The sequence below is a fragment of the Streptomyces sp. NPDC088733 genome, assembly GCF_044751185.1.
GTDB lineage: Bacteria > Actinomycetota > Actinomycetes > Streptomycetales > Streptomycetaceae > Actinacidiphila.
In genome coordinates this window covers 87,694-110,693 of sequence record NZ_JBIVLH010000019.1, presented here as the reverse complement: position 1 = coordinate 110,693, position 23,000 = coordinate 87,694, and the positions used below count along the sequence as shown (strand labels likewise).

The 23,000-nt window shown below is 74.4% G+C and carries 20 protein-coding genes; 10 read left to right on the top strand and 10 right to left on the bottom strand.

The genetic code is table 11. From position 1 onward, the window contains the following. From ACIP64_RS29400 to ACIP64_RS29385, 4 genes are all read right to left on the bottom strand, one after another. A complete protein-coding gene (locus tag ACIP64_RS29400; protein WP_401592481.1) occupies nt 1–783 on the bottom strand; it encodes a calcium-binding protein in 783 nt (260 codons plus the stop codon). A 280-nt stretch (nt 784–1,063) separates the two neighbouring features. Further along, the gene (locus ACIP64_RS29395) at nt 1,064–1,840 is read right to left on the bottom strand and encodes a calcium-binding protein (RefSeq protein ID WP_401592479.1); all 777 of its coding nucleotides are present in this window, start codon (nt 1,838–1,840) and stop codon (nt 1,064–1,066) included. 109 nt (nt 1,841–1,949) lie between these two features. After that, on the bottom strand, nt 1,950–5,111 hold the full coding sequence (locus ACIP64_RS29390; protein ID WP_401592587.1) for a sacsin N-terminal ATP-binding-like domain-containing protein: 3,162 nt from the start codon (nt 5,109–5,111) through the stop codon (nt 1,950–1,952). 591 nt (nt 5,112–5,702) lie between these two features. Beyond that, a complete protein-coding gene (locus ACIP64_RS29385; protein WP_401592477.1) occupies nt 5,703–6,605 on the bottom strand; it encodes a DUF3027 domain-containing protein in 903 nt (300 codons plus the stop codon). Nucleotides 6,606–6,816: 211 nt separating this feature from the next. Here ACIP64_RS29385 and ACIP64_RS29380 point away from each other — a divergent pair, with 211 nt between their 5' ends. From ACIP64_RS29380 to ACIP64_RS29365, 4 genes are all read left to right on the top strand, one after another. Further along, the gene (locus ACIP64_RS29380; RefSeq protein ID WP_401592475.1) at nt 6,817–8,202 is read left to right on the top strand and encodes an MFS transporter; all 1,386 of its coding nucleotides are present in this window, start codon (nt 6,817–6,819) and stop codon (nt 8,200–8,202) included. 136 nt (nt 8,203–8,338) lie between these two features. After that, on the top strand, nt 8,339–8,809 hold the full coding sequence (locus tag ACIP64_RS29375; RefSeq protein ID WP_401592473.1) for a hypothetical protein: 471 nt from the start codon (nt 8,339–8,341) through the stop codon (nt 8,807–8,809). 14 nt (nt 8,810–8,823) lie between these two features. Further along, on the top strand, nt 8,824–9,525 hold the full coding sequence (locus ACIP64_RS29370; protein ID WP_401592471.1) for a futalosine hydrolase: 702 nt from the start codon (nt 8,824–8,826) through the stop codon (nt 9,523–9,525). Then, the gene (locus ACIP64_RS29365; RefSeq protein ID WP_401592469.1) at nt 9,522–10,382 is read left to right on the top strand and encodes a 1,4-dihydroxy-6-naphthoate synthase; all 861 of its coding nucleotides are present in this window, start codon (nt 9,522–9,524) and stop codon (nt 10,380–10,382) included. Before ACIP64_RS29370 ends, ACIP64_RS29365 begins: the two co-directional genes overlap by 4 nt. A 42-nt stretch (nt 10,383–10,424) precedes the next feature. Here the strand turns inward: ACIP64_RS29365 and ACIP64_RS29360 are convergent, their stop codons facing one another. Further along, nucleotides 10,425–10,808, bottom strand: a complete 384-nt coding sequence (locus tag ACIP64_RS29360; RefSeq protein ID WP_319662974.1) for a cold-shock protein — start codon at nt 10,806–10,808, stop codon at nt 10,425–10,427. A 188-nt stretch (nt 10,809–10,996) separates the two neighbouring features. Here ACIP64_RS29360 and ACIP64_RS29355 point away from each other — a divergent pair, with 188 nt between their 5' ends. Beyond that, nucleotides 10,997–11,233, top strand: a complete 237-nt coding sequence (locus ACIP64_RS29355; RefSeq protein ID WP_360901042.1) for a hypothetical protein — start codon at nt 10,997–10,999, stop codon at nt 11,231–11,233. Here ACIP64_RS29355 and ACIP64_RS29350 read toward each other — a convergent pair. Both ACIP64_RS29350 and ACIP64_RS29345 read right to left on the bottom strand, forming a co-directional pair. Continuing rightward, a complete protein-coding gene (locus tag ACIP64_RS29350; protein ID WP_401592467.1) occupies nt 11,212–11,826 on the bottom strand; it encodes an HAD family hydrolase in 615 nt (204 codons plus the stop codon). The two genes, ACIP64_RS29355 and ACIP64_RS29350, sit on opposite strands and share 22 nt — an antisense overlap. 736 nt (nt 11,827–12,562) lie before the next feature. After that, nucleotides 12,563–13,390, bottom strand: coding sequence for an HAAS signaling domain-containing protein (locus tag ACIP64_RS29345; RefSeq protein WP_401592465.1), 828 nt, complete (start codon nt 13,388–13,390; stop codon nt 12,563–12,565). A gap of 140 nt (nt 13,391–13,530) precedes the next feature. On the opposite strand from ACIP64_RS29345, the gene ACIP64_RS29340 reads away from it, so the two are divergent. Together ACIP64_RS29340 and ACIP64_RS29335 are read left to right on the top strand one after the other, a co-directional pair. Then, nucleotides 13,531–15,957: a helicase-associated domain-containing protein gene (locus ACIP64_RS29340; protein WP_401592463.1), complete on the top strand. Its 2,427-nt coding sequence runs from the start codon at nt 13,531–13,533 to the stop codon at nt 15,955–15,957. Between the two features lie 167 nt (nt 15,958–16,124). After that, nucleotides 16,125–17,756, top strand: coding sequence for a DNA repair helicase XPB (locus ACIP64_RS29335; protein WP_360901030.1), 1,632 nt, complete (start codon nt 16,125–16,127; stop codon nt 17,754–17,756). A 19-nt stretch (nt 17,757–17,775) separates the two neighbouring features. Here ACIP64_RS29335 and ACIP64_RS29330 read toward each other — a convergent pair whose 3' ends face one another. Further along, entirely contained in the window at nt 17,776–17,943 is a 168-nt protein-coding gene (locus tag ACIP64_RS29330) for a hypothetical protein (protein ID WP_401592460.1), read from the bottom strand. A gap of 265 nt (nt 17,944–18,208) precedes the next feature. Here ACIP64_RS29330 and ACIP64_RS29325 point away from each other — a divergent pair, with 265 nt between their 5' ends. After that, a complete protein-coding gene (locus tag ACIP64_RS29325) occupies nt 18,209–20,290 on the top strand; it encodes a HelD family protein (protein ID WP_401592458.1) in 2,082 nt (693 codons plus the stop codon). Nucleotides 20,291–20,368: 78 nt separating this feature from the next. Here ACIP64_RS29325 and murQ read toward each other — a convergent pair whose 3' ends face one another. Beyond that, nucleotides 20,369–21,298, bottom strand: coding sequence for an N-acetylmuramic acid 6-phosphate etherase (gene murQ / locus ACIP64_RS29320; RefSeq protein WP_401592456.1), 930 nt, complete (start codon nt 21,296–21,298; stop codon nt 20,369–20,371). Next, nucleotides 21,295–22,191, bottom strand: coding sequence for a MurR/RpiR family transcriptional regulator (locus ACIP64_RS29315; protein WP_360901019.1), 897 nt, complete (start codon nt 22,189–22,191; stop codon nt 21,295–21,297). The genes murQ and ACIP64_RS29315 overlap by 4 nt, the downstream gene beginning before the upstream one ends. A gap of 84 nt (nt 22,192–22,275) precedes the next feature. On the opposite strand from ACIP64_RS29315, the gene ACIP64_RS29310 reads away from it, so the two are divergent. Together ACIP64_RS29310 and ACIP64_RS29305 are read left to right on the top strand one after the other, a co-directional pair. Then, the gene (locus ACIP64_RS29310) at nt 22,276–22,671 is read left to right on the top strand and encodes a hypothetical protein (RefSeq protein ID WP_401592454.1); all 396 of its coding nucleotides are present in this window, start codon (nt 22,276–22,278) and stop codon (nt 22,669–22,671) included. 2 nt (nt 22,672–22,673) lie between these two features. Beyond that, a complete protein-coding gene (locus tag ACIP64_RS29305; protein ID WP_401592452.1) occupies nt 22,674–22,955 on the top strand; it encodes a DUF4031 domain-containing protein in 282 nt (93 codons plus the stop codon). The last annotated feature ends 45 nt before the right edge of the window (nt 22,956–23,000 follow it).

Sequence of the window (23,000 nt, the reverse complement as noted above, 5' to 3'; positions counted from 1 at the left end):
TCACTTCACGTCGACGTAGTCCGCGGAGGCGAAGGACGAGCCGGTCGTGGACGAGCCGGCGTAGGCGTAGCGCCAGTAGCCGTCCGCGGCCGCCTTGACCGTGGTCCTCAGCGCGCCCGTGCTGCTCGCCGTGATGGTCCGGACGTTGACGAAGTTCGGCGTGCCCGCCTTGCGGAACTGGAGCACGACCTTCTGCTTGCCGTAGCCCGCGTACTTGTGGGTCTGCCAGTTCGCGAGGGTCAGGGCACCGGTGACGGTGAGGGTCTTGCCCTTCTTCACCGGCTCGGGCGCGGCGTTGACCGTCAGGTGGGAGGCGCGCACCACCTTGAAGGTCTTGGCCGGGTCCTTCTGGATGTAGTGGCCGTTGTTCAGGCCGTTCGCGTAGGCCCACATCTTCCAGGTGCCGGCCAGGGCGTTCTTGCCCGGGTCGACGATGTCGGTCAGCACGCAGGTGTAGGTGGCCGCGGTGTGCTTGCCGCAGATGGGCAGGATCGTCGCGCCGCCGTCGTGGTGGTTGACGTCCGCGCCGTGGTAGAGGATGCCGCCGGCGTCGCTGATGCCGTCGGGGTCGGAGGCGGTCAACCGCACCGTGACCCAGGCCCGGCCGTTGGCGCCGAGGACGATGGGCTTGCCGTTGTTGATCACCAGGTTGGTGATCTTGGTGTTTCCGAAGACGATGTCCTTCGGAGCCGTCGTGGCGGCCTGCGCGGCCGGCACCGCGAGCGCCGACAGAGCCAGGACGCCGCTCACGGCGATCGCGGTGGTACGAGTACGCGTGTGCATGATTACCCCCACATCGATACGGTCCCGCCGCGAGTCCCCCTGGCGGGTGACGTTGCCGTCGTGAGAACCACTGTGCACGCGCTTTCCGGCCGCGCCGAGGGTTACCGCCCGTACGCCGCCCGTTCGTCGACCCGCTGTTGCAGGACGCCGACATCGTCACCGGAACCGTCGCGCGGCGGCACCCGCCGTTCATGTACGGCGGGTGCCGCGCGCCCCCCGGACACACGGCAGCCGGACCCCGCGGCGCGGGGTCCGGCTGCCGTGGTGCGTGGTGCGGTGCCTACTTGACGTCGACGTAGTCCGCGGCCGCGGAGACCGCGACGGTGGTGGTGTTGCCGGTGTAGACGTAGCGCCAGTAGCCGTCCGCGGCAGCCTTGACCGTGGTCTTCAGCGCGCCCGTGCTGCTCGTCGTGACGGTCTTGACGTTCACGAAGTTCGTCGTGCCCGCCTTGCGGAACTGGAGCGTCGCCTTCTGGCCGGCGAAGGCGGCGTACTTGGCCGTCTTCCAGTCGGCGCGGGTCAGCGAGCCGGTGACCGTGAGGGTCGCGCCCTTCTTGACCGGCTCCGGCGCGGCGTTGACCGTCAGCCTCGTGGCGCGCAGCACCTTGGTGGTGGCGACCTTGTCCTTGGTGACGACGCCCTTGCCGGTGTTCAGGTCGGCGTCCTTCGGGATCACCACGCCGTAGGCGTACCAGGTGCCGCCCGCGGCGTTGTCGCCGATGTTGCTCTTGGCGTTGACCTTGAAGGTGACGGTGCAGGTCGAGGTCGTGCTGTTCACGGCCTTGCACACCGGGTCGGCGTCCGCCGAGTCGAGCTCGTCGCCCGCGGCGTTGTGCAGGAAGGCGACACCGGCGAGGGCGATGCCGGAGTCGTCGCTCGCCGTGAGGGTGGCCGTGAACGTCTGGTTGCCGGTGCCCAGCACAATGGGCTTGCCGCCGTTGACGACGACCTTGCCGATCGTGGCGGCCTTGGCGGTGTCGGCGCTGGCCGCCGGAACGGCCAGAACGGAGAGAGCCGCGGCAGTGCCCAGCACAACCGTGGCGGTACGTATACGCATGTGTCCCCACATTGTGGAACGAGGGGCCTGGCCCCGAGTGAGCGCCGAGAATGGCGGCTCGCATCGTATACACGTCCCGTCCGGCGCCGGGAAACCGGGTGGCCCGGACTCAGTCGAACCAGCGGTCCCGGGCCAGTTCCTCCGTCCGGGACCCGTCCTCCAGCAGCGCGGCGACCTCGAACCGGCGCTGCCAGGCGCCCGCCGCCCAGGACAGGCCCGCGGCGACGCCCTCCAGGGTGGCGGCGTGCAGGGTGCCGTCGATCCAGCGCCAGTCGAGTTCCACGCGGGCGCCGTCGGGGCCCTCGACGAGCAGCTCCTCGTGCTCGACGTACGTCAGGGGCGCTCCGGGCAGCAGCTCGCGCACCGCCTCGGCGACGTCGTGGAGCTCGCCCTCGGAGACGACGGGGGCGGCGAAGGCCTCGCTGAGCCGGCGCACCTGGAACAGCTCGGCGAGAGCGGCGGCACGCGCCGGCGGCACGGGCAGCAGTGGCAGGCCCCCGGCGAGCGGCAGCAGGTCCGGGGTGTCCGCGACGAGGGCGTCGGGAGCCTCGACGATCTCCGGGTACCGGCTGTCGACGACGGCCCGCAGATCGTCGGGCAGCGTCACCTGCTCGGGGTCGAGGGCGGCCAGCTGCGCGTAGAGGCGGTGCAGCTGGGCCGGGGTGACGGTGCGGCGCGGATCGGCGAGCCGGCCGAGCAGTTCGGCGGCACCGCCGGGCTCGTCGAGCAGGGCGGTGGCGGAGGTGCGCACGCCGAGGGCGCGCAGCACCTGGTCGTCCACGGCGCCGGCCTCGGCCTCGTCGTACAGCCCGGCGAGCAGCGGGTCGCTGCCCGCGGCGCGCAGGCCGACCGGGCGCCGCCCGTCGAGGACGGGATGGTCGCGCAGCCACCAGGCCGTGTACGGGCTCACGGACTCCGTCGTGCCGTCGGGCAGCAGCACCCGCACCGGCTGGGTGATCGCGTCGCGCAGCGGCGGCACGGACAGCATGGCGAGCGCCTGCGGCCACGCGTCGTCGTCGACGAGGTCGAGGTCGCGGACGGCGACGATCTCGGTGGCCACCGGCGGCACATCGGTGTCGGGCAGCTGGTCGAGGACGTCCTCGCACCACACGTCGACCGCGTCGAGCAGCCCGGCGTCGTCCGGCTCCGCCCAGTCGCTCTCCCGGGGCTCCAGTTCGTCCGGGTCGAGCACCACGTCGGTGGCGCGGACCAGGGCGAAGGTGGCCAGTACACCGACCGCGGTCAGCGGCTGCTCGCCCCAGCGGGAGGCCAGGTCCTCGTCCACGCTGCCGAGTTCACCCTCGCGGATGACCTGCTCGAAGAGGCTGCCGGGCAGGACCAGCTCACCGGCGGGGGCGAGTTCGCCCTCGTCGTCGGGGAGCGCGAGCGCCGCCAGCCACGGCTCGTCGCCGGGGGCGAGGTTCGCGGCGCGGGCCAGGCCGAGGACGACCTCGGCCAGTTCCTCGGGGTCGAGGGCGTTCTCGTCCCAGACCTCGCCGGCCTCCAGGGAAGCGGCGACCGCCGCCCGCACCTGAGGGGTCGTCAGAACGGCGCGGGGGGTCGCCGGGGTGGCCCCCAGCTTCTCCAGCAGCGGGTGCGTGGCGTCCGGATCGGCCACCTTCAGCCCCAGCCGGGCCAGTTCGGAGGCCGCAGGCAGGGCGGTGCCGGCCGCCGCCTGGTCCCCGTCGCCGTACACGCTGTCCATCTCCGGCAGCGGCAGCAGCACTTGACGCGGGCCCACGACCGTACGGCCCCCTGCCAGCGGCACCGGCAGGCCACTGAGGCGGTCCGGGTCGGTACCGGCCAGCGAGTCGTAGAGCCGCCGCCACCAGGGCGCGGGACGCTCCGCACCGGCGAGACGGTCGATGGCGTCGCCCAGCGGCAACCGCGCCACGCCCAGCACCCGCAGCTCCGGGCGGCGCTCCAGACCGGGAGGCAGCAACGTCGGGAAGACCTCGGCCAGCACACGGACGGTCTCCGCCCCCGCGCCCTCGACGACCTCGGCCTCCACCGGGCGCAGCGCCGCCGGCAGGGCGTCCTCCTCGTCCGGGCCCGCGGGAACGTCCGCCGCACGCGGCAGAAAAGCCACCCGGGGCAGCAGCTCCAGCACCCGGCGGCGCAGCTCCGCGTCCAACTCGCCCTTGCCGAGCGGTCCGGGCACGAGGTCCACGATGCCCGGGCCGACCGGCCGCCAGCCGGCGAGCAGCGTCACGAACGCCTCCGCGGCCCGTCCCACCAGGAAGGCGGTCAGCGGGCCCGGCGCGGCGTGCCGGCGGGTCGGGTCCAGCGGGAGCGAGGCGATCAGCAGCGCGGGCAGGCCCAGCGGCTCGTCCGTCGGCGTCGGCGCGTGCACGAACGGCGCGGTGCGCGGCCGCTCCGGCTCGCCCTCGGCCCCGACGGGCACGGCCCAGGTCACCGACCACACCGGCCGCAGCCGCTCCTCGACCGGCCGGTCGACCAGCAGCGCCGGGTCCAACTGCCCGGCGTCGGTCACCGTGCGCCAGCGCGTCGTGCCGTTCGCGCTGTCCTCGATCACGGTGAGGCCGTCGTCCGTGCGACGGGTCAGCGTGCGCACGCCCTCCGGCGTCTCCACGACGACCTCGGACAGGCCCGGGAGGGTCAGCAGCAGCGCGTCGTCGATCGAGGCCAGCAGCCGGCCCGCCAGGTCGGCTGCGGCGCCGTCGCGCAACGGCAGCACCACGACGGTGTCGTAGCCGTCCGGGGCGGTGCCCTCGGCGGGCAGCGGCAGCCGCAGCACCGGCACGTGGCCGTCACGGCGGCGCAGCTCGTCGGTGAGCCCCGGCGAACGGCCGCCGGTCTCGTTCGCCAGATCGCGTGCCTCCGCCAGCGACCAGCGCACACCCCCGGTGCGGCTGAGGATCGCGGGCTCGTCCGACACCGCGAGCACGGCGGAGAAGCCCACGCCGAAGCGGCCGACGACGGCCGCGGCGTCGACCGCCTCACGCTTGGCGCTGGCGCGCAGCGTCGACAGGGACTCGACGCCCGCGGCGTCGAGGTGCGCGCCGGTGTTCGCCGCGGCGAGCACGTCCTCCCGGAGGGTGAGCCGCAGCCGGCCCGGCACGCCGGCGCGGATCGCCGCGTCCGCGGCGTTCTGGGCCAGCTCCACGACGAGGCGGTCCCGGTAGCCGCCGAGGGCGAGGTCCTCCTCCGCGTTGGCGTCCTCACGGAACCGGGCGGGCGACGCCGCCCAGGCGTCCAGCACGGCCCGCCGCAGCCGGTCCGTCCCGAACGGATCTGCGCCCCGGTCCATCGCGGTCCCGCTCACGTCGCCTCTTCCCCTCACGCCTAGCCTGTGGGCCCGACGCTACCGTCTTTCCCCGCCCTCCCGCCCATGTGCCCGGCGCGGTCCGGGCGCCCCGCCGCAAGTGGTGTGGGGGCCGGGTCCGGGGCCTCCGGGGCTGCACGTCCTGGACTGGATATTTACGTGCATTTCCGGTGTCTTCGACTGTTCACCCCGGGTGCCGCACACAAATATGCCGAACGTCCAGAACATCCACCCCTACGACCCCGCCCCCTCCGTCTCGTCATGCGCCTGATCCCCGGTGGGTGGGTGAGAGGGCGGTCCGGGGTCACCGCAAGTGCTCATCTGAACCCCCACCGGCCGTAAGTCGCCCCAACGACCCCGGGAGGGGGTGCGCCGGGGTCCGCCCGCAGGGGACGAGCGGCAACCGCCTGGTCGATGCCGAATGATGTGGGGGCAAACCGCGAGCCCCGAGGACGGACTCCGGAGCGGCGCCGACCCCCACAACGCACGCAGCGCAGGGCCCGCACTTACCGCGCCGGGTACTCGGGAGGGAGGGCGGGGAAAAGAACCCAGGCCCGGTCAGGCGAAGCGCAGCGGCTAGCTGTGGCCCAACTCTTCCTGCGGGGTCGAGTCCTCGACAGACCCCTGCCGGTCCGGATGAAGCGGCAGCGGCTCCACCGCGGTCTCGTCCAGCACGGGCGGCGCCGGCCGCGGCGTCTTCGGCATGACCGCCGCCTCGGAGTGGGCGCCGCAGCCGTAGGCGAGGGAGACGACACGCCCGTCCGCGGGCGCGAACTCGTTGGCGCACACGCCGAAGGCCTGCCGGAGGGAGCCCGCGAGGGGGACGAGGAAGCCGCAGGAGACGCACTGGGCCGGGGCGGACTGCGCCATGGGGGCCTTGGGGCCGTACTCGTCCTCCCAGCGGTCCGCGGCGACGTGCAGCCCGTAGCGGGAGAGCACGCGCGGGCGGCCCATGCCGATCTCCTCGGCGACCGCGGCGATGGTCCCGAAGGAGGGCGCCATGGGCAGCTGCGCCGGCGGGCCGGCGGCGACGTCGGCGTCCTCGGCCTCGACGAGTTCGGCCATCTCCTCGGAGACGGCGGAGTTCGGCGGCGGGACGTCCTCGCCGGAGAAGCCCGCTTCGAGGCGCAGGTCCTCGGACTCGGTGGGCAGGAGGTCGCCGGGGCCGAGGTCACCCGGGCGGAGGCGCTCGCTCCACGGCACCCATTCGGGCGCGAGGACCGCGTCGGGGCCGGGGAGCAGGACGGTCTCGTCGAGGGTGACGGCCTTGGCCCGGGAGGCGCGGGTGAGGGTGACCGCCCAGCGCCAGCCCCGGTAGCCCGCCTCGCGGCAGTCGAAGAGGTGGGTGACGACACGCTCGCCCTCGGCCACCGCTCCGAGGTGCTCGCCGACCGCCTCGGGGCCGAAGGCCTCGACGGCCGCCTCGAAGGCGACGTCGACCGCCTCGGCGCACTGGCGGTCAGGGGTACGGCTTCGCATCGCAGCACTCACAAGAATCGATTCTCTCCTACGCCGTTTCACGTGTGCGCCGCCGAGACCGGGCGGGCGGTGGCGGAGCGGACCGGAGGACCGCTTCAACGCTGCCGGCCCGAACGAACTCGGGCGCACCTGTTGACTCCATTCTGCGCGATCGCACGCTATCGGTGCGCACCCCGTTCGGAAAGCCGCCCGGTAGGGCAGACTGGCCAGCGTGGCACGCACAGTGACGTCCGGCCCCGGTCCGGTCCGCAGGGCGGGGACCGCTGTCGCGCGTGCCGCGCAGCGTTCGTCGGGCGCCGTGGTCCGCCGCGTCCGGCGTCACACGCATGCCGGGGGCGCGGGCGAGTCGGGTCTGGCGAAGCTGATCGAGTTGCACGCGGTGAACAGCGCGGGCGACATGCTGATCACGATCGCGCTCGCGAGCACGATCTTCTTCTCGGTGCCGACGGGCGAGGCCCGCGGCCGGGTCGCCCTGTACCTGCTGGTGACGATGGCGCCGTTCGCGCTCCTCGCGCCGGTCATCGGCCCGCTGCTGGACCGGGTGCCGCACGGGCGGCGGGCGGCGATGGCGGTCTCCATGCTCGTGCGGGCGATCCTCGCCTGGACGATGGCGAGCGTGGTGGCGACGGCCGGGCTGGAGCTGTACCCGGCCGCGCTGGGCGTGCTGGTCGCCTCGAAGGCGTACGGAGTGGTGCGCAGCGCCGTCGTGCCGCGACTGCTGCCGGCCCGTACGACGCTGGTGAAGGCGAACTCGCGCGTGACGCTGGCCGGTCTGCTGGCCACGGCCGCCGCCGCGCCCATCGGCGGCCTGCTGCACCTGCTGGGGCCCGGCGCGCCGCTGTACGGGGCCTTCGTGGTCTTCGCGTGCGGCACGCTGCTGTCCTTCTCGCTCCCGCACAAGGTCGACTCGGCCAAGGGCGAGGCGCGCGCCGAACTGACGGCCGGTGCCGGCGCGACCTCCCTGGACAAGGAGGACCGGCGGCCGGGCCGGCCGCGGCGGCCGGGGCTGGGCAGCGTCGGCGGCCCCGTGCTGTACGCGCTCCAGGCGAACGCGGCGCTGCGCGCGCTGTCCGGCTTCCTGACGCTCTTCCTGGCGTTCCTGCTGCGCGACCACCCGCTGGGCGGGCTGTCGGGCCCGGTCTCGCTCGGTGTCGCCGCGGTCTCCGCCGGGGTGGGCAACGCCTTCGGCACCGCGCTGGGCTCGTGGCTGAAGGACCGCGGCCCGGAGCGGATCATCATGTTCGCGATGATCGGCGCACTGACGGCGACATGCGTGGCGGCGGCCCGGTACGGGGTGCTGACCATCGCGCTGGTCGCGGCGGGAGCCGGGGTCGCGCAGGCGCTGAGCAAGCTCTCCCTCGACGCGATGATCCAGCGGGACGTGCCGGAGGAGGTGCGCACCTCGGCCTTCGCCCGGTCCGAGACCGCGTTGCAGCTCGCGTGGGTGATCGGCGGTGCGGTGGGGATCGTGCTGCCGCTCAACGGCACCCTGGGGATGTCCGTGGCCGCCTTCATGGTCGCGGTCGGCTTCACCTTCTCGGTGCGCGGGCTGGTCTCCGCCTCGCGCCGCCGGGCGACGCGCCCCCGGACGGTGTAAAGGGCCCGGCGTTTTCCCGCGGCGGCCGCGTGCCGCGGCAGGCCGGGCGGCAGCCGGGCGGCGGAAACCCGAGGTGGCGGGGACACGAGCCGACCCCCGCGCAGCGTGGACGCACCCGCCCGGTAGCCTCACCCCCATGAGCATTCGCCGCCGCGCCGCCGCCCTCGGGGCCGTGTCCCTCGGGCTGATCGCCCTCTCCGCCTGCGAGAAGCCGACGCCTCTGGTGACCGTCACCGTCGGCGGCGACACCGTGACCACCGAGGCAGCCGACAACTGTTACGCAGACGGCGACAAGCTGACGGAGAAGGCCTTCCTGGCCTGCCTGGACGGCACGCCGAAGAAGACGCTCACGGTGCACACCGGCGACAAGGTGCGGATCGGTGTCGACCCGTCGATCTCCGACAAGGGCTGGGTCGTGGCGACCGGCACCTCCGGCAAGTCCGGTCTGCTCAAGGGCGTGACCTACCGCTCCATCGACGCGGAGACGCTGTTCTCGGACTCCCAGACCGGGCAGACCGCCGACGAGGTCACCCTGAACGTCATCGAGACGGCCGGCACCCAGGAGTATCTGGGCGTCTGGCAGTTCAAGCTGAAGATGGCGGACTGACCGGCGCGCCGCGGATGATTCCCCGCCTTCTGGTCGTCACCGCCGTAGCGGCGGAACGGGACGCGGTCGTGCGCGCCTTCGGCAGCCGGCCCGCCGAACATCCGCTGCCCGGCGGGCGGACGGCGCTGCGCGCGCCGACGGCCACGGTGCTGGCCGCGGGCGTGGGCCCGGCCGCCGCGGCGGCGGGAACGGCGGCGGCGCTGGCCAGCGCCCCGTACGACCTGGTCGTCTCGGCCGGTATCGCCGGCGGGTTCGAGCCCGTCGCACGCATCGGTTCGACCCTGGTCGCCGAGTCGATCGTGGCGGCCGACCTCGGCGCCGAGGGACCGGAGGGCTTCATCCCGGTCGCGGAACTGGGCTTCGGCACCTCCGCCCACCAGCCGCCGCGGGAGCTGTCGCGGCGCGTCGCGGTGGCGCTGGGCGCCGAGTACGGGCCGCTGCTGACCGTCTCCACGGTCACCGGGTCCGCGGAACGGGCCGCCGAGCTGGTCAAGCGGCACCCCGGCGCGGTGGGCGAGGCCATGGAGGGCTTCGGGGTCGCCGAGGCGGCCGTGGCGCACCGGGTGCCGGTGCTGGAGATCCGCACCGTCGCCAATCCCGTCGGGCCGCGGGACCGGGCGTCCTGGCGGGTGCCCGACGCGCTCGACGCGCTCACGGAGGTGTTCGCGCTGCTGCGGAAGCAGCCGGACCTGCTGGACGTTGGAGATCCGACATGAGCGAATCCGCCGCACTGCGCATCGCGTACTCCCCCTGCCCCAACGACACGTTCGTCTTCCACGCCCTGGCGCACGGCCTCGTGCCGGACGCGCCGGACGTGGACGTGACGTTCGCGGACATCGACATCACCAACGGCATGGCCGAGCGCGGCGAACTCGACGTGCTCAAGGTGTCGTACGCCGTGCTGCCGTACGTCCTCGACGAGTACACGCTGCTGCCCGGCGGCGGCGCGCTCGGCCGGGGCTGCGGCCCGCTGGTGCTGACCGCCGAGGAGGGCTCGGGCAAGGGCGCCGACCTCAGCGGGCGCACGGTCGCGGTGCCGAGCGAGCGCTCGACGGCGTACCTGCTCTTCCGGCTCTGGGCGGCGGCCGAAGTGCCGGGCGGCGTCGGCGAGATCGTGGTCCTGCCGTTCCACGAGATCATGCCCGCGGTGCGCGACGGCCGGGTGGACGCGGGCCTGGTCATCCACGAGGCGCGCTTCACCTACCAGAACTACGGGCTGCACAAGCTCGCCGACATGGGCGAGCACTGGGAGCAGACCACCGGCCTGCCGATCCCGCTGGGCGCGATCATCGCCAAGCGCTCGCTGGGCGAGGAGCGGCTGCGCGCGCTCGCCGCGGCGGTGCACACCTCCGTCCGCATGGCCTGGGACGACCCGGACGCCTCCCGCTCCTACGTCATGGAGCACGCGCAGGAGATGGACCCGAAGGTGGCGGACCAGCACATCGGGCTGTACGTCAACGAGTTCACCTCGGCCCTCGGCGAGGACGGCTACGCGGCGATCCGCGGCCTGCTCACCCGGGCGGCGGCCGAGGGACTGGTACCGCCCCTCGGCCCCGGCGCGCTGGACTTCTGACGCCGGCCGCCGGCCCCGCGGGCCGGCCCGCCGGCGCGTCGGTCAGACGTCGAGCTGGTCGGCGACGACCCGCAGCACGGACGCGATCTTGTGGCCGTGCTCCTTGTCCGGGTAGCGGCCGCGCTGCAGCGAGCGGGCGACGTCCTCCAGCAGGGTCGTGAGGTCCTGGACGATCGGGGCCAGTTCGTCCGGCTTGCGGCGCTGCGCGGCGGCCACGGACGGCGCGGGGTCGAGCAGGACCACCGAGAGCGCCTGGTCGCCGCGCTGCCCGGCGACCACGCCGAACTCCACACGCTGGCCCGGCTTGAGCACGGCGACCCCGTCCGGCAGCACGGAGGAGTGGACGAAGACGTCACCGCCGTCGTCGCGGGAGAGGAAGCCGAAGCCCTTCTCGCTGTTGAACCACTTCACCTTGCCGGTAGGCACGTCCGACCTCGTCCTCGCTGTAGAAGGAAAAAAGCACTTGGATAGCAAGACAGCGGGTCCCTTCACAGACCCGCTGCCCCAAGGCTAATGGCCCCGGGGCGTGTGACAAGACGCCGTCGGCTTCTCTCCCCGGTGGTCGTCATCCGGCCGATGCGCTGCGTCTTCCTCCCGCGATCTACCCTGGTGCGGTGAGTAACGAAACCCGGAAACCGGGCGATGTGCTGGTGCGCGTCGGCGGCGTGGTCTTCGCCGTCGGGGCACTGGCCACACTCGCCACCGTGGCCCCCCTCCTGCTCGGCTCGGACCCGCTGCCGACCGCCGCCTACCTGGTGTCCATGCTGATGGGCGTGGGCTTCGCGCTGGCACTGGCCGGATTGCTGCGGTCGGCCAGGGCGCAGAGCCGTCAGGCGACGTCCGGGACGTAGCCGGCGAACCAGGCGGGGAACTCCGTCAGATCGGCGAGTACGACATCCGCGCCGGCGGCGCGCAGTTCGTCCGCGCCGACCGGCCCGGTGGGGACCGCCACGGACAGCGCACCCGCCGTACGGGCTCCCACGACATCGCCGACATGGTCTCCGACGTAGACGGTCGCCCCGTACTCGGTGAGCGCCTCCGCCTTCGCCTCGGCCCACAGCCACCCGCGCAGTTCGTCGACGGCGATGCCCAGGTGGTCCAGGTGCAGCCGGGCGTTCGGCTCGTGCTTGGCGGTCACCACCACGACCCGCCCGCCGGCCGCGCGCACGGCCGCCACGGCCTCCCGGGCGCCGGGCATCGCCGGGGTGGGGGCGATGGCGTAGTCGGGGTAGAGCGCCCGATAGCGGTCGGCGGCCGACGGGATGTCCTCGGCGGGGAACCACTGGGCCAGCTCCCAGTCCAGCGGCGGCCCGAGGCGGGTCACGGCGAGCGCCGAGTCGATGGCGACGCCCGTCTCCGCGGAGAGGCGGTCGTAGGCGGCCTTGATGCCGGGACGGGAGTCGATCAGGGTCATGTCGAGGTCGAAGCCGACGGTTATGGGCATAGCAGACACCCTAACCACCCCGCCCCGGCCCCTGCGGGCCCGGTCACCGCACCCCCTGCCCCGCCGGTGGGCCGTCACCGCGACGGTCGTGTCGAACTGCTCGGACGCCGGGGCAACACGCCGCGGCGCATCGCCCTCCCGCCGAGGGTGCTCGGGGATGTCCCCGGCGAAGCTGAGGACGTCGCGGCACGGGGCGCCTCCCAGCGGTGCCCCTTGCGGGGGCACCCCCGGCGAAGGCTGGGAAGTGCCATGCCGGGGCATCGCCAGCGGAGGGGAGGAGGTTGGGGCACGGAGGTGCCACCCGGCGGGTGCCTTTGCGGGGCGCCCAGCGGTAACCGGGGGGCGGACACCTGGCAGCGGCAGCCCCCGGCGGTAGCCCGGGTGGGCCCCCCGGCGCGGGCGGGGAAGCTCCCCGCTCCGGGGGCACCCAGCAGCAGGCGGCGCGGTGCCGGCGGTAGCCCTCGCAGCACGCACCCCCGGCCCAAGGCCGAGGGAAGGACCGCGCACGGGACCCGGCGATGCAGAGAAAGCCGCGGCACGGGAGCGCCTCCGAGCGGCAGCCCATGCCGGGGTCCTCGGCCGAAGGCCGGCGATGTGCGCTGCTCCGGGATACCCCCGGCGGAGCTGAGGGAATCGCGGCACGGGCGCATCACCCCGCCGCAGACACCCCCAGCCAAAGGCCGAAGAAGCCCCGTGCACGGGGCACCCCCCAGCGGCAGCCGGCGGCAGGCCTTGGCTAGCGGCGGGGGCGGGCGGCGCGCCGGCCGCGCCACAGCAGGAAGAGTGCCGAGGCCACGGCCGCGATGCGCAGGGCGACGGGGAGGACGTCGCCGATCGCGTCCCTCATCTGCCCCTGCGGGATGGGCTCGCCCCAGCGGCCGTCCAGCCGTCCCCACAACCAGACCAGCGCGCCCGCGGCCACCGTGCCGGGCACGCCCAGCGCGGCGAAGCGGGCCGCGCGGCGGGACAGCCGGCGCGAGGAGTAGGCGATCGCCCAGCCCGCGAGGAGGGCGATCCAGGAACCGAGGACCGCGCCGGCGAGCAGCAGCAGCGCGGCCACCGTCTCCAGCAGGGCCGACGGCCGCCACGACCGCTTGCGGGGCGGCGCCTCGGCCTGCTCGGGCTGGGGCTCGGCCTCCTCATCCGGATCGGGTTCCGGCTCGGGCTCGGGGGGCGTCATCGGGATCGTCACCCCGCCCGTCATGCCGGGCAGCCCCGCCAGTTCGTCGCCGGGCACCGCCGGGCGCAGCGACGGCTGCCGCCCTTCCGCCAGCCGCCACCAGTCCGGCTGCGCGGCGGGCCGCGGCTCCGGCCCGGGCTCGGGCTCGGGACGCCGCCGCCCCGGCAGCGCGGCGGCGTCCCGCACCACCTCGTCGGGTGTCCCCAGCCGCTTCAGGATGCGCCGCACCGCCGTGGAGCTGTCGCTCCGCCCGCGCTCCCGGTCGATGTCCTCCCGCAGCCGTGCCACGAGCTCCGCCCGGCGGGCCGCGGGCAGCGCCCTCTGCGCCAGGTCCCCCACCCTGCTCAGGTAGTCCAGCACCAACTGGTCGCCCTCCGCACCCATGCCCCGAAAACTACCCCCTCGGGCTGCCCCAACGCCCGTCCCGGCCCCCGGCGTTCGGCCCCCCGCGGACCCCGTCGGGGAGCGCCGCCGGAGAGGGCTGGGGGATTACGGGCGGGGGCGGCGCGGCTAATGTGGGTGAGATGACCACCGAAGGGCCCGCGGCGGAGCCGCGCACGCTGGCGGAGGATCTCCGCGCCCGTGGCGACGGGGCGTTGTCCGCGCTGCTCAGGGCGCGTCCGGACCTGCTGAGTCCCGTGCCCAACGACCTGTCGCAGCTGGCGACCCGCGCCGGGACGCGGGCGTCGGTGGTGCGGGCCCTGGAGCGGCTGGACCGGTTCACGCTCCAGGTGGCGGAGGCGCTCGCGATCGTCCCGGACGGCGCGCCGTACGGGACGCTGCTCGCGCTGATGGGCCCTGAGGCGGCCGACGCGCTGCCCGGGGCGCTGGAGACGCTGCGGGCGCAGGCCCTGCTGTGGGGCGGGGACGACCGGCTGCGGCTGGTGCGGACCGCGCGCGACATCCTGGCCCCGACCGCGGGCAGCCTCTCGCCGACCGGGCTGGGCCCGAGTGTCGCCGAGGCGACATCGGGGATGTCACCGGGCCGCCTCCAGCAGATCCTGGAGGGTGCCGGGCTGCCGCCGACGCACGACCCGGTGAGCGCGGTCGACGCGCTGACCTCGCTGTTCGCGGACCGGACGCGGATGACCGCGCTGCTCCAGGAGGCGCCGCCGGAAGCGACCGCGGTCCTGGGCAGGCTGACGTGGGGTCCGCCGTACGGCGAGGTGGCGGATGTCGGCGCCCCGCCGCCGCCCGTACGGTGGCTGCTGGAGCGGGGGCTGCTGCTGCCCGCCGGGGCCCGCAATGTCGTCCTCCCCCGGGAGGTGGCCCTGTATCTGCGGGACGGCCGTGCGCACCGTACGGCCGAGCCGGTGCCGCCGGTGGTGGAACCGCGCGCGCACGATCCACAGGCTGTGGACGCGACTGCGGCCGGCCAGGCGTTCACGGCCATCCGCACGGTCGAGGAACTGCTCAAGCAGTGGGAGACCGGCGGCCCGCAGATCCTGCGCGCGGGCGGCCTGAGCGTGCGCGACCTGAAGCGGGTGGCGACGGCCCTGGACGTGGCGGAGCCGGTCGCCGCGTTCTGGCTGGAGCTCGCCTACGCCGCCGGCCTGGTCGCCTCCGACGGCGAGGTGGACGAGGCGTACGCGCCCACGCCCGGGTACGACGAATGGCTGCTGCTGCCGGCCGAGCTGCGCTGGGCGGCGCTGGTCACGGCGTGGCTGACGGCCACCCGGACCTCCGGTGTGGTGGGCACCCGGGACCCCAAGGGCCGCGCCCTGGCCGCGCTGGGCCCCGATCTGGACCGCTCGCTCGCGCCCGAGATCCGCCGTCAGGTCCTGGGCTTCCTCGCCGCGCTGCCGGCCGGCGCCTCCGCCACGCCCGACGCCCTGCTGGCGCGGCTGCGCTGGGAGCGTCCGCTGCGCGGCGGTGTGTCGATGGACGGGCTGCGCGCGGACCTCGTGCGGTGGTCGGCGTCGGAGGCGGAGCTGCTGGGGGTCACGGGGCGCGGCGCGCTGGCGGCGCACGGCCGGGTGCTGCTGTCCGGCGACGGCGACCGGGCCGCGCGTGCCGCCGCGCTGCTGCGGCCGCTGCTGCCCGAGCCGCTGGACCACGTGCTGCTCCAGGCCGACCTGACCGCCGTCGCGCCGGGCCCGCTCCAGCCGCATCTGGCGGAGACGCTGCACGTGCTGGCGGACATCGAGTCCAAGGGCGGTGCGACGGTGTACCGCTTCACGCCCGAGTCCGTGCGGCGCGCCCTGGACGCCGGGCGCACGGCGGCCGAACTGCACGCCTTCCTTGCGGCGCACTCGCGCACCCCCGTGCCGCAGCCGCTCAGCTACCTCATCGACGACGTGGCCCGCCGCCACGGCCGGCTGCGGGTCGGCGCGGCCTCGGCGTATCTGCGCTGCGACGACGACGCCCTGATCAGCGAGGTGCTGGCGGACCGCCGTTCGGCGGGTCTCGGGCTGCGCCGCCTCGCGCCGACCGTGCTCGCCGCCCAGGCCGACCCGGGCACGCTGCTGGAACGGCTGCGGGCGATGGGGCTGGCGCCGGCCGCGGAGTCCGCCGAGGGGGACGTGCTGATCACCCGCGCCGACGCCCGCAGGACGCCGCCGCGCAGCGCCCCCGTCCCGGTGACGGACGGCCCGCCGGTCCCGGACGGCACGCTGCTGGCGGCCGCGGTGAAGGCCATAAGGGCGGGCGACCGCGCCTCGACGGCGGTCCGCCGGGAGAGCGTGCCGCGCCCCGCCGCGGGCGGCGAACGGGGACTGCCCCGTACGGCCGCGGCGGAGACCCTGGCGACGATGCAGGCCGCGGTGCTCACCGGCGAGTCGGTGTGGATCGGCTACGTCAACGCGGACGGCGCCGCCAGCCAGCGCGTCATCGGCCCGCTGCGCGTCGAGGGCGGCTTCGTGACCGCCTACGACCACACCGCCGACGAGGTCCGCACCTTCGCCCTGCACCGCATCACGGGCGTCTCCGAACTCGCCGACGACCTGGCGTAGCCCGTCCGGGCCCGCCCCGCGCGCTCACGCCGTGCCTTGAGGCGGCTCGGGGGCCGCCCGGGGATGGAAGACGGGGAGGGGAGCGTTAGTGAGGGGCGATGAGGGACCATGGGTAGTTCAGCCCGGCAGCGGGCCCGGTCCCGGCCCGCCCCTATGCGGAGGTTTGTGTGTCCTGTCTGATCGTCCAGAGCGACAAGACCCTGCTCCTGGAGGTCGACCACGAGCTGGCCGACGAATGCCGGCGGGCCATCGCCCCGTTCGCGGAGCTGGAGCGCGCGCCGGAGCACATCCACACCTACCGCCTCACGCCGCTCGGTCTGTGGAACGCGCGGGCCGCTGGGCACGACGCGGAGCAGGTGGTGGACGCGCTGGTGAAGTTCTCCCGCTACCCCGTGCCGCACGCGCTGCTGGTGGACATCGCCGAGACCATGGACCGGTACGGCCGGCTGACGCTGAGCAAGCACCCGGCGCACGGCCTGGTGCTGACCTCCACGGACCGGCCGGTGCTGGAGGAGATCCTGCGTTCGAAGAAGGTGGCCCCGCTGGTGGGCGCCCGGATCGATCCGGACACCGTGGTCGTGCATCCCTCGGAGCGCGGCCAGATCAAGCAGGTGCTGCTGAAGCTGGGCTGGCCCGCCGAGGACCTGGCCGGGTACGTGGACGGCGAGGCGCACCCGATCGAGCTGGCGGAGAACGGCTGGGCGCTGCGCCCGTACCAGAAGCAGGCCGTCGAGGGCTTCTGGCACGGCGGCTCCGGTGTGGTCGTGCTGCCCTGCGGCGCCGGGAAGACGCTGGTCGGTGCCGGTGCGATGGCCGAGGCGAAGGCCACGACGCTGATCCTGGTGACGAACACCGTCTCGGCCCGGCAGTGGAAGCACGAGCTGGTGAAGCGGACCTCGCTGACCGAGGACGAGATCGGCGAGTACAGCGGCACCCGCAAGGAGATCCGCCCGGTCACCATCGCGACGTACCAGGTGCTGACGACCAAGCGGAAGGGCGTCTACCCGCACCTGGAGCTCTTCGACTCCCGCGACTGGGGCCTGATCGTCTACGACGAGGTGCACCTGCTGCCCGCGCCGGTCTTCAAGTTCACCGCCGACCTCCAGGCCCGCCGCCGGCTGGGCCTGACCGCGACGCTGGTGCGCGAGGACGGCCGGGAGTCGGACGTCTTCTCGCTGATCGGCCCCAAGCGCTTCGACGCGCCGTGGAAGGAGATCGAGGCGCAGGGCTACATCGCGCCCGCGGACTGCGTGGAGGTGCGGGTCAACCTGACGGACTCCGAGCGGCTGGCGTACGCCACCGCCGAGGCCGAGGAGAAGTACCGCTACTGCGCCACGACCGCGACCAAGCGGAAGGTCACCGAGGCGCTGGTGGCCAAGCACCAGGGCGAGCAGACGCTGGTCATCGGGCAGTACATCGACCAGCTGGACGAGCTGGGCGAGCATCTGAACGCCCCGGTCATCAAGGGCGAGACGACCAACGCGCAGCGCGAGAAGCTCTTCGACGCCTTCCGGGAGGGCGAGATCTCGGTGCTGGTGGTCTCGAAGGTCGCCAACTTCTCCATCGACCTGCCCGAGGCGACGGTCGCCATCCAGGTGTCCGGCACGTTCGGCTCCCGTCAGGAGGAGGCGCAGCGCCTCGGCCGGGTGCTGCGGCCGAAGGCGGACGGTCACGAGGCCCGCTTCTACTCGGTGGTCGCGCGCGACACCATCGACCAGGACTTCGCCGCCCACCGGCAGCGCTTCCTGGCCGAGCAGGGCTACGCGTACCGCATCGTGGACGCGGACGAGCTGCTCTGACGGGGGCTGTCCGGGGCCGTCAGTAGCGCGTGCCGTCGGGGCCGAGCAGGACGACGCGGCAGGCGCTCGTCACGTAGACCCTGGCGGCGCGCAGCGCGTTGCCGAGCAGGTACCGCGGACGGCGGTGCGCGGCGTCCGCCGTCAGGGCGGTGCTGCCCCGGACGCGGGATGTACGGGCTCGTGCCATGCCCCCAATGTACGCACATGTGATGCTTTGGGGAGAGCTGTTCCCGCACGCGACGGGAAATCCATTCGCGCCCTCCGTCCCGGCGGCGTAGGATCCTTCGTCTTGCCGCCCGCCCCCGAGGGGACGGTGCCACCGGCCGGACGGAAACCGGCCGGGTCATGGTGTTACTCGCATTCGTATCAGGACAGCGCCCCGCCGACGCGCCCCCGCGCGTGCCGGTCCGGGGCCGGCTGAGCCATGCCCTACGTGCCGCCGGAGGCAACCCGTGCCCGGGGAACAATCCCTCACCACCGATCATCCGCTCGACCGCGAACGCGCCCACCTCGCCGCGTCCCGCTCCGCGCTGCGCGCCATGCGTGCCGACGTCGAGGCGCTCGACATCAAGGACGTGACCGCCAACTGGGTGAACGCCGAAGTGCTCCAGCGGGACATGGACGCGCGTATCAAGGCCCTCGCGGACCTCGCCCACACCCCGCTCTTCTTCGGCCGCCTCGACTACCTGGACGGTCGGGCCTCCCGCGGCGGGACCGCCGAGGCCGCCGAAGCCGCCGAAGACGAAGAGCACCGCTTCTACATCGGCCGCCGCCACGTCCACGACGCCGACGGCGACCCCATGGTCATCGACTGGCGGGCGCCGGTCTCCCAGCCCTTCTACCGCGCCTCCCGCAAGGACCCGCAGGACGTCGCGCTGCGCCGCCGCTTCGGCTACACCGGCGGCGACCTGACCGCGTACGAGGACGAGCACCTCACCGACCCGAGCGAGGCGCAGACCTCCAGCAGGCTGCTCCAGCAGGAGATCGAGCGGCCCCGCGTCGGCCCGATGCGGGACATCGTCGCCACGATCCAGCCGGAGCAGGACGAGATCGTCCGCGCCGGGATCGGCGGCACGGTCTGCGTGCAGGGCGCGCCCGGCACCGGGAAGACCGCCGTCGGCCTGCACCGGGTGGCGTACCTGCTGTACGCGCACCGCGAACGCCTCGCCCGCACGGGCACCCTCGTCATCGGCCCGAACGCCTCCTTCCTGCACTACATCGAGCAGGTGCTGCCCGCGCTGGGCGAGCTCAGCGTCAAGCAGGCCACCGTCGACGACCTGGTCGCGCACGTCCCCGTCCGGGGCACCGACAGCGCGGCGGCCGCCCAGGTGAAGGGCGACGCGCGGATGGCGGAGGTGCTGCGCCGGGCGGTCCGCTCGGGCATCCGGATGCCCACCGAGCCCGTCGTCGTGGTGCGCGGCTCGCGGCGCTGGCGGGTCCCGGCCCACGCGCTGGAGGAGCTGGTCCGCGAGCTGATGGAGCGCGACATCCGGTACGGCGCCGCCCGCGAGGCCCTGCCGCAGCGGATCGCGCACGCCGTGCTGGTGCAGATGGAGGCGGCCGGCGAGGCGCCGGACGACCGTGTGCAGGACGCGGTGGCCCGCAACGCGGCGGTCAAGGCCGCCGTGAAGGAGGCCTGGCCGCCGGTGGACCCGGCGAAGACGGTGCTGCGGCTGCTGTCCGAGCCGGAGTTCCTGGCGCGGTGCGCGGAGGGCCTGCTCACGGAGGAGGAGCAGAAGCAGGTCCTGTGGGCGAAGCCGGCCCGGGGGATCGCCTCCGCGAAGTGGTCGGCGGCCGACACCGTGCTGATCGACGAGGCCCACGACCTGGTGCACCGCACCGGCTCGCTCGGCCATGTCGTGCTGGACGAGGCCCAGGACCTGTCCCCCATGCAGTACCGGGCCGTCGGGCGGCGCTGCTCCACCGGTTCGGCGACCGTGCTGGGCGACCTGGCGCAGGGCACGACCCCGTGGGCCACCGCCACCTGGGAGGAGGCGCTGGCCCACCTGGGCAAGCCGGGCTCCCAGGTCGAGGAGCTGACCCAGGGCTTCCGCGTGCCGCTGGAGGTCATCGCCTACGCCTCCCGGCTGCTGCCCGCCATCGCCCCGGGCCTGACCGAGGCCACGTCCGTCCGCGACAGCCCGGGCGCGTTCTCCGTCACGGAGGTGCCCGCGCGGGAGCTGACCGACGCGGTGGTCACCGCCTGCCGGGAGGCCCTGGAGCGCGAGGGTTCCACGGGCCTGATCGCCGCCGACGCCCGTCTCCCGGCGCTGGCCGAGGCGCTGGCGGCGGCCGGGCTGACGTATCTGTCGCCCGGTGAGGAGACCACCCCGGACGTCCGGCTCACGCTCGTCCCCGCTTCGCTGGCCAAGGGCCTGGAGTACGACTACGTCGTGCTCGACGAGCCCGCCGCCGTCGTCGACGGCGAGCCCGACGAGCGCACGGGCCTGCGCCGCCTGTACGTCTCCCTGACCCGCGCCGTCTCGGGCCTCGCGGTCCTGCACTCCGCACCGCTGCCGGAGGCGCTGCGTTAGCGGTGCCCCGGGCCGATGGCTGAGGCAGGACCGTGCCCGGGGGCACGCGGCGGTGGCCGGGTGGCCCGGACCGCGGCGTCAGTGCGAGGCCGCCGCCGCGGCCAGGGCCGCCCGCAGGTGGCCGTCCGCGTCCGTGAGGAGGCGGGCGGCCGTCGCCGCGTCGACCCCGGCGAGCAGGACGAGGACGGCGTCCTTGACCTCGCCGCCGGTCGCGGTGAGGGCGGCCTCGATCTCGTCGTCGGGGGCGCCGGTGGCCTGGGCGACGATGCTGCGGGAGCGGGCGCGCAGCTTCTCGTTGGAGGCGCGGACGTCGACCATCAGATTCCCGTAGGTCTTGCCCAGCCTGATCATCGTGATGGTCGAGAGCATGTTGAGGACGAGCTTCTGGGCGGTGCCCGCCTTGAGCCGGGTGGAACCGGTCAGGAACTCCGGGCCCGTGACGACCTCGATGCCGTGCTCGGCCGCGGCGGCGAGCGGGGAGCCGGCGTTGCAGGACAGCCCGACGGTCAGGGCGCCCAGGGCGCGGGCGTGCTCGACGGCGCCGACGGCGTAGGGGGTGCGGCCGGAGGCGGAGACGCCGACGACGGCGTCGTCCGGGCCGAGGCCGAGCGCGTCGAGGTCGGCGGCGGCCAGTTCGCGGCTGTCCTCCGCGCCCTCGACGGCGTCGGACATCGCGCGCGGGCCGCCCGCGATGAGCCCGGTGACCTGCCCGGGCGTGGTGTTGAAGGTCGGCGGGCACTCGCTGGCGTCCAGGACGCCGAGGCGCCCGGCGGTGCCCGCGCCCGCGTAGACGAGACGGCCGCCGCGGGACATCCGCGCGGCGATGCCGTCGATCGCGGCGGCGACGGCGGGGAGTCGGGCGGCGACGGCGGCCGGCACGGAGCCGTCCTCGGTGTTCATCAGGCGGGCGATGTCGAGCGTGGCGAGCCGGTCGATCTCGGCGAGGTCGGGGCGGAAGGCCTCGGTGGTCAGCAGGTCCAGTTCGCGGCGGAGCTCGGCGTGCGTCATGTGCGGTGGTTCCTTCGGGGGCTGTGACGATGGGCCAGGGCTTCGTACGACGCGGCCAGGGCCGGTCCCGCGGTGTCGTAGGTCCGTTGCGCGACGCCGACGAACAGGCAGTCCACGACCAGCAGTTGGCTGGTGCGGCTGGACATGGCCGCCGGGCGGAACTCGCTCTCCCGGCTGCTGGAGGTGAGCAGCACATGGTCGGCGTACTGGGTGGCCGTGCCGTCGGCGCGGCCGGTGATCGCGATGGTGGTGGCGCCCCGGTCGAAGGCGGCACGCAGGGGTTCGACCACGTCGTGAGTGTGCCCGGAGTGGGTGACGGCCACGGCAACGTCGCCTTGCCGGAGCTGCACCGCGTTGGTGACGGCGAGGTGGGGGTCGGAGAGCGCGTGCGCGATCAGGCCGATGCGCAGCAGCTTCTGCACCAGGTCCTGGGCGACCAGGCTGGACGCCCCTATCCCGTAGACGTCGATGCGGCGGGCGGCGGCCAGCGCGGCGACCGCGGCCTCCAGTTGGGAGACGTCCAGTTGCGCGGCGGTGTCGGCGAGGCAGCGCTGCTCGTCCTCCGCGAGCTTGGCCACGACCTCGGAGAGCGGGTCGCCAACGGCGATGTCCGGGGTGACGGCGGGCCGGCCGCCCGCCTCCTCGCGGGCGGCGAAGGCGGCCAGGGCGAGCCGCAGATCGCGGTAGCCGGGGTAGCCCAGCACCCGTGCCGTGCGGACGACGGTGGCCTCGCTGGTGCCGGTGCGGACGGCCAGCGCGGTCACGGTGAGCCGGGAGCACTCCGCGGGGTCGGCGACGACGGCCTCCGCGACGCGCTGCATGGAGCGGGTCATGGTGGGGGCCAGGGTCCTGACCTTGGCGGCCAGCCCCCCGGCACTGAAAGTTTCCTTCATTTTCTCGGCCACACCGCGAAAGCTATTTTCACGGGCGTACGGCGTCAAGGACGTCAGGACGGCCACTGGGCGACAATAGGGGGCATGGATCCCGACGTTCCCGGCGCCCCGGGCGCCCCCGCCGCACTGGAAGCCGCGCTGCACGGTGCGCGAGCGCTCATCCTCGCCGACCTCACCGCCACCGACGTGACCGACCCCGGGATCGTCTCCCTCGTCGAGGACACCGTCGCGCAGCGCCGCTGGTGGGTGGAGCAGTGGCCGGACGGTGCCGCGTTCGTCGCGGGCCTGGTCGCGCAGGACGTCAAGGACGCCCTGCTGGAACGAATGGGCCGGTGGCCGCTCTGCCCGCACTGCGCGGACCCGCACGCCCTGGACGTCGAACCCGAACTGGGTCCCGACCCGCACTGGGTCTGCGAGTCGCTGGGCGAGGCCGTGGCCCCCGTCGGCTCGCTGGCCGCCGCGATGGGCGGGGCCCGCTGACCGTGGCCCTCTACATCGACCCGCCGACCTGGCCGGGTCACGGCAGGCTGTGGTCGCACCTGGTCAGCGACGCCTCCTACGAGGAACTGCACACCTTCGCCGCGGCGATCGGCTGCCCGCCGCGGGCGTTCGACGGGGACCACTACGACCTGCCCAGTGAGCGCTACGCCTCCGCGGTGGCCGCGGGGGCGGCGGAGGTCGGCAGCAAGGAGTTGCTGCGCAGGCTGACGGAGGCGGGGTTGCGCGTGCGGAAGCGGCGGTCGCCTTCGGATGCGGGGGCGTGAGTTTTTGCTTCTGGGGTGGGTTTGCGGGGGTGGACGGTTGTGCGT